Raw genomic sequence first — 14,432 nt, forward strand, 5'->3', positions numbered from 1 at the left:
CGCGTGGAACCACCGCACGGGGCATCACTTCTACTCACAGGCGCTACGAAAAGCGGCTTCCGGTCACTCCTCGTCCGCCACCAGCCGCAACGAGATCGAGTTGATGCAGTACCGCTGGTCGGTGGGGGTCGGGTAGCCCTCGCCCTCGAAGACGTGGCCCAGGTGGGAGCCGCAGCGGGCGCAGCGGACTTCCGTGCGGACCATGCCGTGGGTGCGGTCCTCGATGAGTTCGACGGCGCCTGTGTCCTTGGGGTCGTAGAAGGACGGCCAGCCGCAGTGGCTCTCGAATTTGGTGTCGGAGCGGAAGAGCTCGGCGCCGCAGGCGCGGCAGGAGTAGACGCCCTCGGTCTTGGTGTCGGTGTACTCACCGACGAAGGCGGGCTCGGTGCCGGCCTGGCGGAGCACCTGGTACTCCGCGGGGGTCAGCTCGGCGCGCCACTGCTCGTCGGGCTTGTCGATCTCGTACGGCATCTGGGGTCCTCCTCAGCTCAGCTGCCCAGGCGGGACAGGATGGCGGGGCCGAGGTCGGTCACATCGCCCGCGCCCATGGTGAGAACAAGGTCGCCGGGCTTCGCCATTCCTGCGATGACCTCCGGGACGGCGGCCTGGTCGCTCTCGGGGGTGACGTCGGCGCCGGCGGTGCGCGCGGCGTCGATGATCAGGGCGCTGGTGATGCCCGGGATCGGGTCCTCGCGGGCCGGGTAGATGTCCAGGACGACGGAGGCGTCGGCCAGGGCGAGTGCCTGGCCCATCTCGGTGCCCAGTTCCTGGGTGCGGGAGAAGAGGTGCGGCTGGAAGACCACCAGTACGCGGCTGCCCTCGGCGGCGCCGCGGATGGCCTCCAGGTCGGCGGTCATCTCCGTGGGGTGGTGGGCGTAGGAGTCGATGACCTGGACGCCGGCCGCCTCGCCCTTGAGCTGGAGGCGGCGCTTGACGCCGGTGTACTTGCCCAGCGCGGAGGCGAGGTTGTGCGGCGCAAGGCCCAGGGCGACGCCGGCGGCCAGGGCGGCGACGGCGTTGTGGGCGTAGTGCCGGCCCGGGACGGAGACGGTGAAGGTGAGGATCTTGCCGCTGGTGAGGGTGACGGTGACATCGCTGGTCAGGCCGCGGGGGTTGACCTTGAGGATGCGGACGTCGGCGTCCGCGGACTCGCCGTAGGTGACGACCTCGATGTCGTAGCGGCCGGAGATCCGCTCGGTCAGCTCGCGGGCGCCGGGGTGGTCGGCGGCGATGACCAGGGTGCCGCCGGGGCGGATGCGGCCGACGAAGGTCTCGAAGGACTCGTAGATCTCTTCCATCGAGGCGTAGTTGGCGTGGTGGTCGAGCTCCACGTTGAGGATGATCGCGACCTCGGGGGCGTACTTGTGGAAGCTGCGGTCGCTTTCGTCGGCCTCGGCGACGAAGATCTCGCCGGAGCCGTGCTCGGCGTTGGAGCCCGGGGCGTCGAGGTCGCCGCCGATGGCGTAGGACGGCTTGAGGCCGAGGGCGCCGAGGGAGACGGCGAGCATGGAGGTCGTGGTCGTCTTGCCGTGGGTGCCGGCGACGGCGATGGGGCGCAGGCCGTCCATGAGGGAGGCGAGCGCGTCGGAGCGGTGCACGACCGGGATACCGCGTTCGTGGGCGGCGGCCAGCTCGGGGTTGTCCGGGCGGATCGCGGAGGAGACGACGACGCTGGTGGCGTCCTCGGCCAGGTGCCCGGCGGCGTGGCCGATGTGGACCGTGGCGCCGAGGGAGCGCAGGGCCTGGGCGGTCGCGGAGTCCTTCGCGTCGCTGCCCGCCACCCGGGCGCCGCGCTGCGCGAGGATCTTGGCGATGCCCGACATGCCGGCTCCGCCGATGCCGATGAAGTGCGGCCGGTCCATCGAGGCTGGGATGGCGGGTGCCATGGGTGGGTCTCCCTGATCGTCGATCATCGCGAGCGGTGGTGCTGTCCATGATTCTCGCACCCGGCACCGACAGTGCCGGTCCGTGGACCCCCGCCCGTGCGGGGAACGGCCCGGCGCACGGCGTTCAGCGGCGGATCAGGCCCTGGGCGGTGGCGGCGGCGACCGCGGAGGTGCGGGAGTCCACCCCCAGCTTGGCGTAGATGTGGACGAGGTGGGACTTGACGGTCGCCTGGCTGAGGAAGAGCTGTTTGCTGACCGCCGCGTTCGGCAGACCGTCGGCGACGAGCTGGAGGACTTCGGTCTCCCGGCGGGAGAGCGCGGTGGCGGGGGTCCGCATCCGGTCCATGAGGCGCAGCGCGACGGTGGGGGCGAGGGCGGACTTCCCGGCGGCGGCGGTGCGGACCGCGGCCGCCAGTTCCTCCGGAGGGGCGTCCTTGAGAAGGTAGCCGGTGGCGCCGGCCTCGATGGCGGCCAGGATGTCGACGTCGGTGTCGTACGTGGTCAGTACGAGGACGCGCGGGGCACCGGGGCGGGCGGTGATCTCCGCGGTGGCCTGGGAGCCGAGCATCCGGCCGCCGAACTGCAGGTCCATGAGGACCACGTCGGCCGCGAGCCGCGCGGCGAGGTCGACGGCCTGCTCGGCGGTCGGGACGTCGGCGACGATCTCGAAGTCGTCCTCGGTCTCCAGGACGGCACGCAGCCCGGCGCGTACGACGGGGTGGTCGTCGGCGAGCAGCAGCCGGATGGGGGTGTCCGTCGCGGTCACGGGGCGGCCTCCACGGTGGCGTCGGGCGGGGTGGCGGGAGTGGGCAGGGTGACGGCGACCGCGGTGCCCTCGCCGGGGGCGGACTCGACGACGAGGGTGCCCTGGAGGGCGCGGGCCCGGGCGCGCATCGCGGCGAGGCCGAAGCCGGTGCCGTCCGCCGCCGCGGAGCCCGGGGCGGGCACCTCGGCGGGGACAAACCCCGCGCCGTCGTCGACGACGTCCAGCGCGACCTCGGTGTCCATGTAGCTGAGGGTCAGCTCGGCCCGCCCGGCACCGGCGTGCCGCACGGTGTTGGCGAGCGCGGACTGGGCGATGCGCAGCAGGGCGACCTCGTGCGTGGTGGGGAGCGCGGTGGGCGTGCCGGAGACCTGGCAGTGCACGGCGAGCGGGGAGGTACGGGCGGTGGTGGCGCACAGCCGCTCCAGGGCGGCGGGCAGCGAGCCGGCCTCCAGATCGGGCGGGCTCAGCGCACGGACGAAGCGGCGTGCCTCGGCGAGGTTGCCGGCAGCGGTGGTACGGGCCTGCCGGACATGGCCGAGGGCGGTGCCGGGCTGCCGCGGCAGGGCGCGCTCGGCGGCCCGCAGCAGCAGCTGGATGCTGGACAGGCCCTGGGCGAGGGTGTCGTGGATCTCGCGGGCCAGCCGCTCGCGTTCGGCGAGCACCCCGGCGGCGTGTTCCGCGGCGGCCAGTTCGCTGCGGGCCGCGGTGAGCTCTTCGATGAGGCAGCGGCGCTGTTCGCTCTCCCGGTAGAGGGCCTCGTAGCCGAGGACGACGGCGATGGCGACGGCGGCGCCCAGGGCGGGACCGAGCACCGTGCCGAGGCTCAGGGTGTGGGCGTGCAGGCCGAATCCGGCGACGGCGGCGGCGGTGGTGGCCGTGACGGCGGCCAGTCCCCCTCGCAGCGGCAGCAGATGCAGCTGGACGAAGAACAGCGGGAAGGCCAGCCAGACGCCGTCCGGGGTGAGGGCGAGCAGCACCAGCCAGAGCAGGGCCACGGCGGCGAGCCAGAGGGCAGCGGCAGCGGTGGAGCCGCGGAGGCGGGGCAGCCGGGGGCCGGCCACGTACACCGCGAACAGCGCGGCCGCGGCGGCGGTCACGGCCGGGGCCGCGGGGGCGTGGTCGGCGACCGCGCGCACGCAGGCCAGTGTCAGCAGCGCGGCCACCATCAGGTGCAGACAGCTGCGCAGGACCCGCAGGACGGGGGTGAGGGAGGGGGCGGGGGCGGTGTCCTCGAGCGCGGAATCTTCGGGCGCGGTGTCTTCGGTCGCGGAATCTTCGGGCGCGGTGTCTTCGGTCGCGGATTCTTCGGTCGCGGCGTCTTCGGTCGCAGTTTGTTCGGTCACGGCTCCCTCAGGCTAAGCGCCCTCCCCGCCTGCGGCATCAACCAAAGGGTTGATCGCGGGGCACGCCTTTCGATCCCGGCGGACCACTCCCCGGCGCGATGTCCGCGGCCCGCCCGGCACGCGACGGTGGAGGCCGATGCCGGGCAGTGGAGTCCGGCACCCGGATCCGAGGAGGGCATCACCGGTGTTCGTCGCCTGGAGGGACCTGAGATTCGCCAAGGGACGGTTCGCCCTGATGGGCACCGTCATTGTGCTGATCACGGTGCTGGTGGGGTTGCTGTCGGGCCTGACGGCCGGCCTGGGCCGGGAGAACACCTCGGCGATCACCGCGTTGCCCGCCGACCATCTGGTGTTCTCGGCGCCCGCCGACGGCAGGGACGTCGCCTTCACCGATTCGCGGCTGACGGAGCGGACCGTACGGGCCTGGGCCCGGGTGCCGGGCGTACGGCACGCCGACCCGCTGGGGATCGCGACGGCGAAGGCCGAGTCCGGCGGCCGGACCGCCGCGGTGTCCTTGTTCGGCGTGCGGCCGGGGTCGGGGGCGGCGCCTGCGCGGGTGGGTGACGGTGCGGTGGTGCTGTCCGCGAAGGCCGCCGCCTCGCTGGGAGCGCGGGCCGGGGGCACGCTGACGCTCGGCGGCCGCACGGTCCGGGTGGCGGCGGTGTCGGGCGCGGCGATGTACGCCCATACGCCGGTGGTCTGGACGTCGCTGGAGGACTGGCGGCGGCTGACGGGCGGCACCGGGGCGCCCGCCGGTGAGCACCCCGGCTCCGGTGACCGGCCCGCCTCCGGTGACCACTCCGGTTCCGGTGACCAGCCCGCCTCCGCGGGGCCCGGCGCTTCCGCGGCGCCCGGCACACCCGGGAGGACCGGCACATCCGGCGACGCCGTCGGAGCGACCGTCCTCGCCCTCTCCACCTCCGGCACCGCCGGTCTGGCGGCCGCCGACCGGGCGCTCGGTACAAGGACCGTCGCCGCCGACGACGCCCTGCAGGCCATCGGCTCGTACGCCGCGGAGAACGGGTCCCTGCAGCTGATGCGCGGCTTTCTGTTCGCCATCTCCGCGCTGGTCATCGGGGCGTTCTTCACGGTGTGGACGATCCAGCGCGGCGGCGATGTCGCCGTGCTGAAGGCGCTGGGCGCCTCGACCCGCGCGCTGCTGCGGGACGCGCTCGGACAGGCCGTGGTGCTGCTGGTGACCGGGACCGCCCTGGGCAGCGCCGTGGTGGCCGCGGTGGGCGCCGGAATCAGCGGCACGGTGCCCTTTGTGCTCGCCCCGGCCACCGTCCTGGCGCCCGCCCTGATCATGATCGCGCTGGGTGCCGCAGGCGCCGCGCTCGCCATCCGCCGCATCACGTCCGTGGACCCGCTGACCGCCCTGGGAAGTGCCCGATGAGCCTCGAACTGACCGATGTCACCCTCACCTACCCCGACGGCGACGCCCGGCTGACGGCGCTGGACGAGGTCTCGCTGACCGTCCCCGCCGGACGTCTGACCGCGGTGATCGGCCCGTCCGGATCCGGCAAGTCCAGCCTGCTCGCGGTCGCCGCCACACTGATCCGCCCGGACCGCGGACGGGTGGTGGTCGGCGGCACGGACACCGCGGGGCTCGGCCGGGCCGCGCTGACGACACTGCGCCGCACCGCCATCGGCACGGTCTTCCAGCAGCCCAATCTGCTGCCGTCGCTGACCGCCGCCGAACAGCTGCAGGTGATGGCCCACCTGGACGGGCGCGCGTCGCGTAGGGCGCGGGCACGCACACGGGCGCGGGCACGGGAGCTGCTGTCGGCAGTCGGCCTGGAGGACCAGGCCGACCGGCGGCCGCATCAGCTGTCGGGCGGTCAGCGGCAGCGGGTCAACATCGCGCGGGCGCTGATGAACGAACCCGCGGTGCTGCTGGTGGACGAGCCGACCAGCGCCCTGGACCACGAGCGGGGCGCCGCGGTGCTCGCGCTGCTGCGCACGCTCACCCGGCAGCGCGCCACCGCGACGGTGCTGGTCACCCACGACCCCGCCCATCTGGACGTGGCGGACACGGTCGCCGAGGTGCGGGACGGCCGGCTGCGCCCCGGGGCCGTCGCCCGTCTTTGACCGGCGGACGGGACCAGGCGCACGGGACCCGGCGGACGGGGCGGGTGCCGGCGGAGGGGGCGGGTGCCGGCGCCGGTGGGCCGCTCAGCCTCCGGCGGTCCCCTGGGGCTGGTCGTCCGCCGCATGGGAGAAGAGTTTGAGGACCGGGACGCCGACCTTGTGGCGGGCGCGGGAGGCCCAGTCGCGGTGGAAGAACTCCTCCACGAAGTGCGGGGTGGTCAGCACGATCACCTCGTCCGCACCGGTCTCGTCGACGACGGACCGCAGCAGGTCCAGCGGATGGTCCTCGACCACCTGCCCGACGGCCTGGGCACCGGTGTCGCGCAGGGCCTGCAGCGTGTGGGCCAGGGCGAGCTCGGCGGGGGCCTCCGCCCGGGCGCCGCCCGGTTCCTCGCCCTCCCGTACGGCATCGTCGAACTCACCGAGGGCCACGTCGTCGATGGCCCGTAGCAGAACATCCTGCTTACCGCGAGGCTGCATGAGCACGACGAACGAAATCCGGTCATCGCCGTGCAGGGTGGTCACAAACTCCACATCGGCGGGCGTCAGTGGCTTCTCGATCATCAATACGCTCGTGAACACGACGGACGCCCTTCTTCTCTTCGGGGCGCCGCATGGCACGGAGCCCGACAGACACCATCCTGCCCCGTAGCCGTGCGGGACTGTTGGCTTTCAGTGTGCCCAACAGAAGCTAAGCGGAACAGACAATTCCGTCGATTGTCACGACCGGCGGTAGCGAGTGAAGAGGAACCCGCCCTCCTCCAGTACGGACGCCAGGGCGAACCGTTCCGGTACCGGAACGGCGGGGCCGTTCATGATCCTCGGCGCGTCGCCCACGGCAACCACCGGCGCCAGCGACAGACACAGCTCGTCCAGCGCGCCGGCCGCCGCGAACTGCCCCAGCAGCTTCGGACCGCCCTCCGTCAGCAGCCGGGTGTGGCCCCGTTCGGCCAGCACCCCGGTCACCCGGGCCGGATCGACGCCCTGCCCCTCACCGGCGAACAGCACCTCGACGCCCGCGGCACGGGCCATTGCCACCCGGTCCGCGGGCGCGCCCGCACCGGTCAGCACCAGGGTGGGGACCAGCGGCTCGGTGAACAGCGGCAGGGTGAAGTCCAGCGCGAGGCCGGCGGTCACCACGGCGATGGCGGGGGCCGGGCCCTGACCGGCGGCGGCCCGGCGGGCGGCGAACGCCTCCCGGGCGCGGGCCGGCCGGTAGCCCTCCTGCCGCACCGTCTCCGCGCCCGCCACCACCGCATCCGCGAGGCCCCGCAGCACCCCGAAGATCCGCATATCGGCATCACTGGAGAGCGGCTGCGAGCGGCCCTCGTGGTGGGCCGCGCCGTCCACGGAGGACACCATGTTCGCCCGCAGCCAGCCGGTGCGCCCCGAGCGCACCGGGTCGTCCGCCGCCGGGTACGCGTAGGCGTCGGCCAGCTCGTGCAGCGTCCAGGCACGGTCCGCGGGGTCGACCGCCCCCACCTCGGTGTTCCCGGCGGCAGGGGCCGGTGCGGACGGGGCGGGGAGAGGGAACAGGCGTCGCATGGCGGCAGTGTGACATGCCTCGCTCAGCGGACCGGCGGCCCCCGCGCAAGAGATAGGCTGGACGGCTGTGTCGCCTTCCCAGCACTCCTCCCCGCAGCCCGACCCGATAGCCGGACCCCCGGCCGACGGGGACGACGCGGCGCCCGCAGCGCTCACCGCCCGCGCCCCGCACGTCCCGGCCGACCACCTGGTGGCCGAGATGGTGCCGCCGCCGCGCTTCCAGGGCGCCCGCTTCGACACCTATATCCCGGACCCGAAACAGCCCAGCCAGGCCGAGGCCGTCCAGGTCCTGAGCGACTTCGCGGAGAGCATCGACGCCGGGCGGACCGGCTCGGGCAAGCGGCGATGGTTCGCCAGGAAGCCCGCGGCCCCCCGGGGACCGCGCGGCGTCTATCTGGACGGCGGCTACGGCGTCGGCAAGACCCACCTGCTCGCCTCCCTGTGGCACGCCACGCCCGCCCCGGCCGAGCGCAAGGCCTTCGGCACCTTCGTCGAGCTGACCAACCTCGTCGGCGCGCTCGGCTTCCAGCAGACCGTCCGCACCCTCGGCGAGCACAAACTGCTGTGCATCGACGAGTTCGAGCTGGACGATCCCGGTGACACGGTCCTGGTCTCCACCCTGCTCGGCAAGCTGGTCGACGCCGGGGTGGCGCTGGCCGCCACCTCCAACACGCTGCCCGGCAAGCTGGGCGAGGGCCGGTTCGCCGCGGCCGACTTCCTGCGGGAGATCCAGGGCCTGAGCGCCCATTTCCGTCCGCTGCGGATCGACGGCGAGGACTACCGCCACCGCGGGCTGCCCGAGGCGCCCGCCCCGTACGACGACGAGACGGTCACCCGCACGGCGTACCGCACGCCCGGTGCCTCCCTCGACGACTTCCCCTCTCTGCTGGAGCACCTGTCCAAGGTGCACCCCAGCCGCTACGGCGCGATGTGCGACGGCATCGAGGCGGTCTGCCTCACCGACGTCCAGGCGGTGCCCGACCAGTCCACCGCGCTGCGCCTGGTGGTCCTGGCCGACCGGCTCTACGACCGCGAGGTGCCGGTGCTGACCTCCGGCAAGGCCTTCGACGAGCTGTTCAGCGAGGAGATGCTGCGCGGCGGCTACCGCAAGAAGTACTTCCGGGCGATCTCCCGGCTGACGGCGCTGGCGCGCGACGCGGGCACCCTGGTGGCCGACGGCTCCCGGTAGACGCACGCGCCCGCGGCAACACCCGGGCCGCCGCCTGGTTCCCGGCGGCCCGGCCCCGTGGTACACACGAGCGGGTCACGTCACCTGTCCGCCAACAGGGAGTTGCCCATGTCTGCGACACGACGTCAGATCCTGGCGAGAACCGGAGCGCTGGGGGCGGGGATCGCCTTCTCCGGAAGCCTCACGGAGCTCTTCACGGGGACCGCGACCGCACAGAGCATGGGGCGGCGCGGTTACGGCCCGCTGGTCCCCGACCCGCACGGCCTGCTCGATCTCCCCCGGGGCTTCCGCTACCGGGTCCTGTCCCGGGAAGGCGACCCGCTGCGCTCCGGTGAGGGCAAGGTCCCCAGCAACTGCGACGGTATGGCCGCCTTCCCCGGCTCTCCCGGCTCTCCCGGCTCTCCCAGTTCTTCCAGTTCTTCCGGGCACCGCGGCGGCACGTTCCTCGTCCGCAACCACGAGAACCGTACGGGCTCGCGCCAGGCCGTCCCCCGGGTCCGGGATCTGACGTACGACCCCGGCGGTGAGGGCGGCTGTACGGCGCTGGAACTCGGCCGGGACAACTCCGTCCGCTCGGAACGGGTCGCCCTCGCCGGTACGTCCACCAACTGCGCGGGCGGCCCCACCCCTTGGCACACCTGGCTGACCTGCGAGGAGACCGAGCACCGGGCCGGTGAGGAGAACTACACCAAGGACCACGGCTTCATCTTCGAGGTCGATCCGTACGACCCGCGGCGCACCGGCGCGGTCCCGCTGACCGCGATGGGCCGCTTCCAGCACGAGGCGATCGCCGTCGACCCCGGCACCGGCACCGTCTACGAGACCGAGGACGCCTTCGACAAGCCGTTCGGCCTGTTCTACCGCTTTCTGCCCAAGAAGCCGAGGGGCGGGCGCGGTTCACTCCGGGCCGGCGGCCGGCTCCAGGCGCTGCGGGTCCCCGGTGTGCCCGACCTCTCCACCGTCCAGCAACCGGGCACCACCTTCGACCACGTCACCTGGGTGGATGTGCCCGACCCGCTCGCCCGTCAGACCCCGATCCGCTTCCAGGACTTCGGTCCCGGCGGCATCACCCACGCCCAGAAGCTGGAGGGCTGCTACTGGGGCGGCTCCTGCGTCTACTTCGTCTCCAGCTTTGCGCACCGCGACGCCGGCTCGGCGGCCGACCACTACGGCCAGGTGTGGAAGTACGACCCGAAGAAGCGGCGGCTGACCCAGGTCGTCGTCTTCGGCCCGGACAGCGACCTCCAGCTCCCCGGCGAGTCGCCCGACAACATCTGCCTGGCGCCCAGCGGCGGCCTGATGGTCTGCGAGGACGGCGAGGGCGCCCAGCACGTCTTCGGCCTCACCCGGCGCGGCGAGGTCTACGCGATGGCGCGCGGCCGGCAGAACATCGGCACCCCGCAGAAGCCGGAGTGGGGGGAGTTCGCGGGGGTGACCTTCTCGCCCGAACACCGGACGATGTACGTCAATTGCTATACGCCGGGGACGACGTTCGCGGTGACGGGGCCCTGGCACCACTGAGCCTGCGGGGGGGGTGGGGTGACGGGCTGGGGGCGGCGGTGCCGGGCAGGGCGTCGAGCGTGCGGCTGCTTCCCCCCACCCCCGAACCCACCCCCCGCCCCCTCCCCCGAAGGGGGAGAGGGGGAGGGGGCGGGGGAGAAATCCGGGCCCGGTCCCGGCGCCTCAACTCCGGCGGGAGCTGAGCGCGCAGGCGACCGCGGTGGCGGCGGCCGCGATCAGGACAGTGCCGGCAAGCGGCAGCCACGGGGTGGTGATCGTGCCGTGGAGGGAGCCGGTGACCAGGCCCGAGACGGCGGCGTTGGCGGGCGAGGCGCCCAGCACGAGCAGCAGCAGGGCGGCGAACATGCCCACCGGGATGCTCCAGCCGGGGCTGCGCAGCACCGGCCAGTTGCTCAGCGCACCGATCGCGGTGCCCGTCAGCAGGCACGCCAGCGCGGCGAGCAGCCCGGCGAGAGCCGCGGGTGCGACCGGGACGGCCACGTGGTCGGCGGAGCGGGGGTCGGACAGCAGCAGGACCACTGCCGTACCGATCAGGGCGAGCAGCACCGTGGCGCAGACCGAGGTCAGCACCACGGCGAGGTGGGCCCGGCCGGGCCCGGCGGCCGCCGCGGTGCAAGTGCGGGCGGCCGGCGGCTCGTTGGTGACACAGACCCGGGTCAGCCATGCGGCGACCGGCACCAGGACCCCGGCGGTATAGCCGAACGAGTTGAGGATCGGGTTGCCGCTCTGGACGCCGACGGCCAGCCAGGCAGCATAGAGGATCACCGGTGGCAGCCAGCGGTGCGAGCGGAGGAGCAGCGCCGCCTGATAGCGGAGAAGAGCGATCACGGGAGGGGGTCCTCGTCGGGTGTGGGAGCGGATGCGGGGGTGGGTACGGGGGTGTCGTCGCCAGGCCCCTCCCCCGGCCCCGCCCCGGCGCTGGTGACCGACCGGATGTGCCACGGCGGCCGTGCGGTGAGCAGGGCGCGCAGCAAGGCGTCGGAGTGGGCGGCGGGGACCGTCAGCCGCGTCGTACCGTCCGGCTGCGGAACGGCCTGCGTCCCGACCGGCAGCCGTGGTGCTCCGGCGGGCGGGCGCTCCGGCCCGCCGGGCAGCGGCGCTCCCGGTGCGCTCTCCGCCTCGATGACCACTCTGGGGCCGGGCGCGGGCGCCTCGTCCCCCGCCGGTCCGCTCTCCTCATGGGCCAGCAGCCGCCCGTCCGCGACGTGGTAGCGGGCGTCGGCCGCTCCCGCCAGCCGCTGCGGGTCATGGTCGACGAAGACGACGGTGCCGCCGTCCGCGACCCGTTCGGCGACCGCACTGTTGAGCACGTCCCGGGCGCCCTGGTCCAGGCCGGTCCAGGCCTCGTCCAGGACCAGGAGTTCGGGTTCGGCGAGCAATGCCTGGGCGACCGCGACCTTCTGGCTCGTCCCCTTGGACAGTTCGGCCAGCGGGGTGCGGGCGTGCGCGGCCGCTCCGAACCGGGCAAGCCATTCGGCGCCACGGCGAGCGGCTTCGGGGCCGCGCAGACCGTGGATGCGGCCGAGGTGGGTGAGGTAGTCAACGGCGGTGAAGGGCAGCGCGGCCGGGAACCGTTCGGGCACATAGGCGCTGCGCGGGCGGCCGGTGATCCGTCCGGCACTGGGCCGGTCGATCCCGGCCAGCAGCCGCAGCAGGGTGGATTTCCCGCTGCCGTTGGTCCCCTCGATGCGCAGCAGCGCACCCGCGGGCACCTCGAGTTGTACGTCCCGCAGCACCCACGGGCCCCGCACCCCGTAGCGCCGCCCCACCCCGTCCAGCCTCATACGTGTTGGCACCTCCACCGCCACCCGGCACCGCCATCCGGCACCGCCACCCGGTACTGCTCTCGGCACTGCTGTCCGGCACTGCCGCCCGGCGGCCTCGGCCCGCTCCGCCGTCCCCGACGGTAGCCGGATCAGCTTCCCGGTGCCCGCCCCAGGGCGTGGCGCGCCGCGTCCGGCCGGCAACGCGGTGGCGGGCACGCGGCGTTGGCTCGCCGCTTCTGTGCCCACCGGCGGCCCCGTGGGCGCAGAGGAGCGGCGAGCACGAGGCACCGACGGTGACGACTGTCGGTGTCGGGGGCCCTGTCAGTGGCGGCTGGCAGACTGGACGGGTGACCAGCACAGAAAGCGCGAGCACAGAGCGCGCCCGTACAGAAGGCGCCGGCACGGAGAGCGCCGGCGCAGCAGACTCCGGCCGGCCCGGCAACGACGCCGGCCGCGCCATGCGCCGCGACGAGACCGACCGGGACGCGGTACCGCAGTTCGTGCTGCCACTCGTCGCGCGGATCGAGCGGGCCGAGCCGCCGTCGCGTACGGACGCGCTGGAGACCGCGGCGAGGGCGGTGCTGGTGCTGCTGTCGGACGAGCGGTCGGCCGGGGACGGCGAATGGGCCGCGGCGGTGCGGGACTGGCAGGACGCCCGGATCCGGAAGGTGGTGCGGCGGGCGCGCGGCGCGGAGTGGCGGCGGGCCGGGGCGCTGCCAGGCATCACGGTCACCGGCGAACACGCCGAGGTGCGGGTCTTCCCGCCGGTGCCGCTGGACGGCTGGCCGAAGGATCTGGCGCGGCTGCAGGTCTCGGGCACGGAGCTGGACGACCCCCGGCCGCCCGGGGCATCCGACGCCGGCGCCCCGGTGCTGTGGCTCAACTCCGCGCTGGGGATGTCGACGGGCAAGGAGATGGCGCAGGCCGGACACGGTGCACAGCTGGCGTGGTGGGAGCTGTCCTCGGAAGAGCAGGCGGCCTGGCGCGCGGCGGGGTTCCCGCTGTCCGTACGGTCCGCCCGGGGCGAGCACTGGCAGGAGCTGACCCGCAGCGGTCTGCCCGTGGTGACCGATGCCGGGTTCACGGAGATCGCCCCCGGGAAAACCGTGGTGGCCGAAGGGGGTGAGCGCTACTGCCCGCTCCCGCGTCTGCGGCAGCCGTAGACGGTCGCGCTCGCCGGACCGGACTGCCCACAAGCGCCTGCACCCAAGTAACTGGCCGCCCCCGGCCCCCGGGGATGCTGCACGCGTGATGGAGCGAGAGGCCGCAGTTCGGCTCGTTGAGGAAGAGCTGGACCGTGAGCATCAGAAGTGGTCGGCCCTGGGCGTGGATCCGGTGCGCACGACAGTGCTGCGCGTAGCGGAACACGAGCTGGTCTGGAAGGTCTACTGGCAGTCCGAGGAGTACGCGCGTACACGGAACCCCGCGGCCATGCTGATCGGCCACGGCCCGTACCTGGTGGACCGCATCGACGGAGGGCTGCACCGGATCGGGGTCCGCTCCGAGCGGAGCGGGGCGTGGGAGGCGGATTACCGCGCCCGTATCCGGGGGATGCGCGTCCGTACCGCGGTGGACGATCTGCACGACGAGCTGTGCGAGCTCGCCGCCGCAGGAGGACGCCTGCAGGCCGTGCGCATCCTGCGGCAGAGGCTGGCGATGCTCTCTCCGGGCCAAGCGCTCGACTATGTGAACGCGTTGCTCGGCGGCGAACCCCCGCCCCGGCTCGTGGCCCTTGCGGTCGGGCAACTCGTCGAGCCCATCGACCCGGTATGCGCCGTGCAGACCCTCCGCCGGGGAGGACGTCGCCGCACTGTCTGACTCCCGGACTCGGCTTCTCCCCCGGGAAGCCGAATTCTCCACCGGGAGGCCGAAGAAGCGCGCCCTGCGCCGATGCCCCTCCGGCTCCGAGGGGCCGGAGGGCATCGGTACCGCGTTCGGGCGGTGTATCAGGTGGTGAGGGTGGCGACGGGGTCGAAGCCGTAGGTGCGGGCGTAGCCGTTCTCGGTGCCGACGAGGAGGTCGACGACCTCGAAGTAGCGGTCCCAGAACGGGGTTTCGCGCAGCGCGTCGATGAGGAGCTGGTAGGCGTTGTGGTCGTCGGCTTCCCATACCCAGACGTCGGTGACGCGGGTGGAGTAGAACTCCGTGTCGTAAAAGCGTGACCGGACGCCGGTGGTCTTGGCCCGGATTGCGGGGACGACCTGGGTGGCGAAAGCGTTCATCCGTTCCTGAGGGGTCATGGCGAGCCATTCAGGTGTGGTCTTGACGAGCATGAACGCGGTGACCGGCGGTGCGGTTTCCTCGGTCGGCATGACGGGCGCCTCC

At 73.5% G+C, this 14,432-nt stretch carries 15 protein-coding genes; 6 read left to right on the top strand and 9 right to left on the bottom strand.

Features of this window, described 5'->3' with window-relative positions:
* Positions 1-63: 63 nt before the first annotated feature.
* From msrB to OHS81_RS07755, 4 genes are all read right to left on the bottom strand, one after another.
* Positions 64-471, bottom strand: a complete 408-nt coding sequence (gene msrB, locus OHS81_RS07740) for a peptide-methionine (R)-S-oxide reductase MsrB (RefSeq protein WP_328383712.1) — start codon at positions 469-471, stop codon at positions 64-66.
* A gap of 17 nt (positions 472-488) precedes the next feature.
* Positions 489-1,886 carry a UDP-N-acetylmuramate--L-alanine ligase gene (murC, locus tag OHS81_RS07745; RefSeq protein ID WP_328383714.1) on the bottom strand — a complete coding sequence of 466 codons (1,398 nt, stop codon included), beginning with the start codon at positions 1,884-1,886 and terminating at the stop codon, positions 489-491.
* A 124-nt stretch (positions 1,887-2,010) separates the two neighbouring features.
* On the bottom strand, positions 2,011-2,652 hold the full coding sequence (locus OHS81_RS07750) for a response regulator transcription factor (RefSeq protein WP_328383716.1): 642 nt from the start codon (positions 2,650-2,652) through the stop codon (positions 2,011-2,013).
* Complete coding sequence (locus OHS81_RS07755; RefSeq protein WP_328390965.1) at positions 2,649-3,818, bottom strand: sensor histidine kinase; 1,170 nt, start codon at positions 3,816-3,818, stop codon at positions 2,649-2,651. The genes OHS81_RS07750 and OHS81_RS07755 overlap by 4 nt, the downstream gene beginning before the upstream one ends.
* Positions 3,819-4,179: 361 nt before the next feature.
* Between OHS81_RS07755 and OHS81_RS07760 the strand changes: the two genes are divergently transcribed.
* Both OHS81_RS07760 and OHS81_RS07765 read left to right on the top strand, forming a co-directional pair.
* The gene (locus OHS81_RS07760) at positions 4,180-5,391 is read left to right on the top strand and encodes an FtsX-like permease family protein (protein WP_328383718.1); all 1,212 of its coding nucleotides are present in this window, start codon (positions 4,180-4,182) and stop codon (positions 5,389-5,391) included.
* The gene (locus OHS81_RS07765; RefSeq protein WP_328383720.1) at positions 5,388-6,086 is read left to right on the top strand and encodes an ABC transporter ATP-binding protein; all 699 of its coding nucleotides are present in this window, start codon (positions 5,388-5,390) and stop codon (positions 6,084-6,086) included. The genes OHS81_RS07760 and OHS81_RS07765 overlap by 4 nt, the downstream gene beginning before the upstream one ends.
* An 84-nt stretch (positions 6,087-6,170) precedes the next feature.
* On the opposite strand, the gene OHS81_RS07770 is transcribed toward OHS81_RS07765, so the two are convergent.
* Both OHS81_RS07770 and OHS81_RS07775 read right to left on the bottom strand, forming a co-directional pair.
* Entirely contained in the window at positions 6,171-6,668 is a 498-nt protein-coding gene (locus OHS81_RS07770; RefSeq protein WP_129293683.1) for an indole-3-glycerol phosphate synthase, read from the bottom strand.
* A gap of 138 nt (positions 6,669-6,806) precedes the next feature.
* The gene (locus OHS81_RS07775; protein ID WP_328383722.1) at positions 6,807-7,631 is read right to left on the bottom strand and encodes a dihydrofolate reductase family protein; all 825 of its coding nucleotides are present in this window, start codon (positions 7,629-7,631) and stop codon (positions 6,807-6,809) included.
* A gap of 67 nt (positions 7,632-7,698) precedes the next feature.
* On the opposite strand from OHS81_RS07775, the gene zapE reads away from it, so the two are divergent.
* Positions 7,699-8,820: a cell division protein ZapE gene (gene zapE, locus OHS81_RS07780; protein ID WP_328383724.1), complete on the top strand. Its 1,122-nt coding sequence runs from the start codon at positions 7,699-7,701 to the stop codon at positions 8,818-8,820.
* A 108-nt stretch (positions 8,821-8,928) separates the two neighbouring features.
* Positions 8,929-10,341 carry an alkaline phosphatase PhoX gene (locus OHS81_RS07785; RefSeq protein ID WP_328383726.1) on the top strand — a complete coding sequence of 471 codons (1,413 nt, stop codon included), beginning with the start codon at positions 8,929-8,931 and terminating at the stop codon, positions 10,339-10,341.
* Positions 10,342-10,503: 162 nt separating this feature from the next.
* Here the strand turns inward: OHS81_RS07785 and OHS81_RS07790 are convergent, their stop codons facing one another.
* Together OHS81_RS07790 and OHS81_RS07795 are read right to left on the bottom strand one after the other, a co-directional pair.
* A complete protein-coding gene (locus OHS81_RS07790) occupies positions 10,504-11,169 on the bottom strand; it encodes an ABC transporter (RefSeq protein WP_328383728.1) in 666 nt (221 codons plus the stop codon).
* Positions 11,166-12,125: an ATP-binding cassette domain-containing protein gene (locus OHS81_RS07795; RefSeq protein ID WP_328383730.1), complete on the bottom strand. Its 960-nt coding sequence runs from the start codon at positions 12,123-12,125 to the stop codon at positions 11,166-11,168. The genes OHS81_RS07790 and OHS81_RS07795 overlap by 4 nt, the downstream gene beginning before the upstream one ends.
* Before the next feature lie 440 nt (positions 12,126-12,565).
* Here OHS81_RS07795 and OHS81_RS07800 point away from each other — a divergent pair, with 440 nt between their 5' ends.
* Together OHS81_RS07800 and OHS81_RS07805 are read left to right on the top strand one after the other, a co-directional pair.
* Positions 12,566-13,270 carry a peptidyl-tRNA hydrolase gene (locus tag OHS81_RS07800; protein ID WP_328390967.1) on the top strand — a complete coding sequence of 235 codons (705 nt, stop codon included), beginning with the start codon at positions 12,566-12,568 and terminating at the stop codon, positions 13,268-13,270.
* Between the two features lie 88 nt (positions 13,271-13,358).
* Positions 13,359-13,925 (top strand): YrhB domain-containing protein, encoded by a 567-nt coding sequence (locus tag OHS81_RS07805; RefSeq protein WP_328390969.1) that lies wholly within the window; start codon positions 13,359-13,361, stop codon positions 13,923-13,925.
* A gap of 128 nt (positions 13,926-14,053) precedes the next feature.
* On the opposite strand, the gene OHS81_RS07810 is transcribed toward OHS81_RS07805, so the two are convergent.
* The gene (locus OHS81_RS07810; protein WP_328383732.1) at positions 14,054-14,419 is read right to left on the bottom strand and encodes a darcynin family protein; all 366 of its coding nucleotides are present in this window, start codon (positions 14,417-14,419) and stop codon (positions 14,054-14,056) included.
* Positions 14,420-14,432: the final 13 nt, after the last annotated feature.

It is taken from the genome of Streptomyces sp. NBC_00400 (genome assembly GCF_036048035.1).
GTDB lineage: Bacteria > Actinomycetota > Actinomycetes > Streptomycetales > Streptomycetaceae > Streptomyces.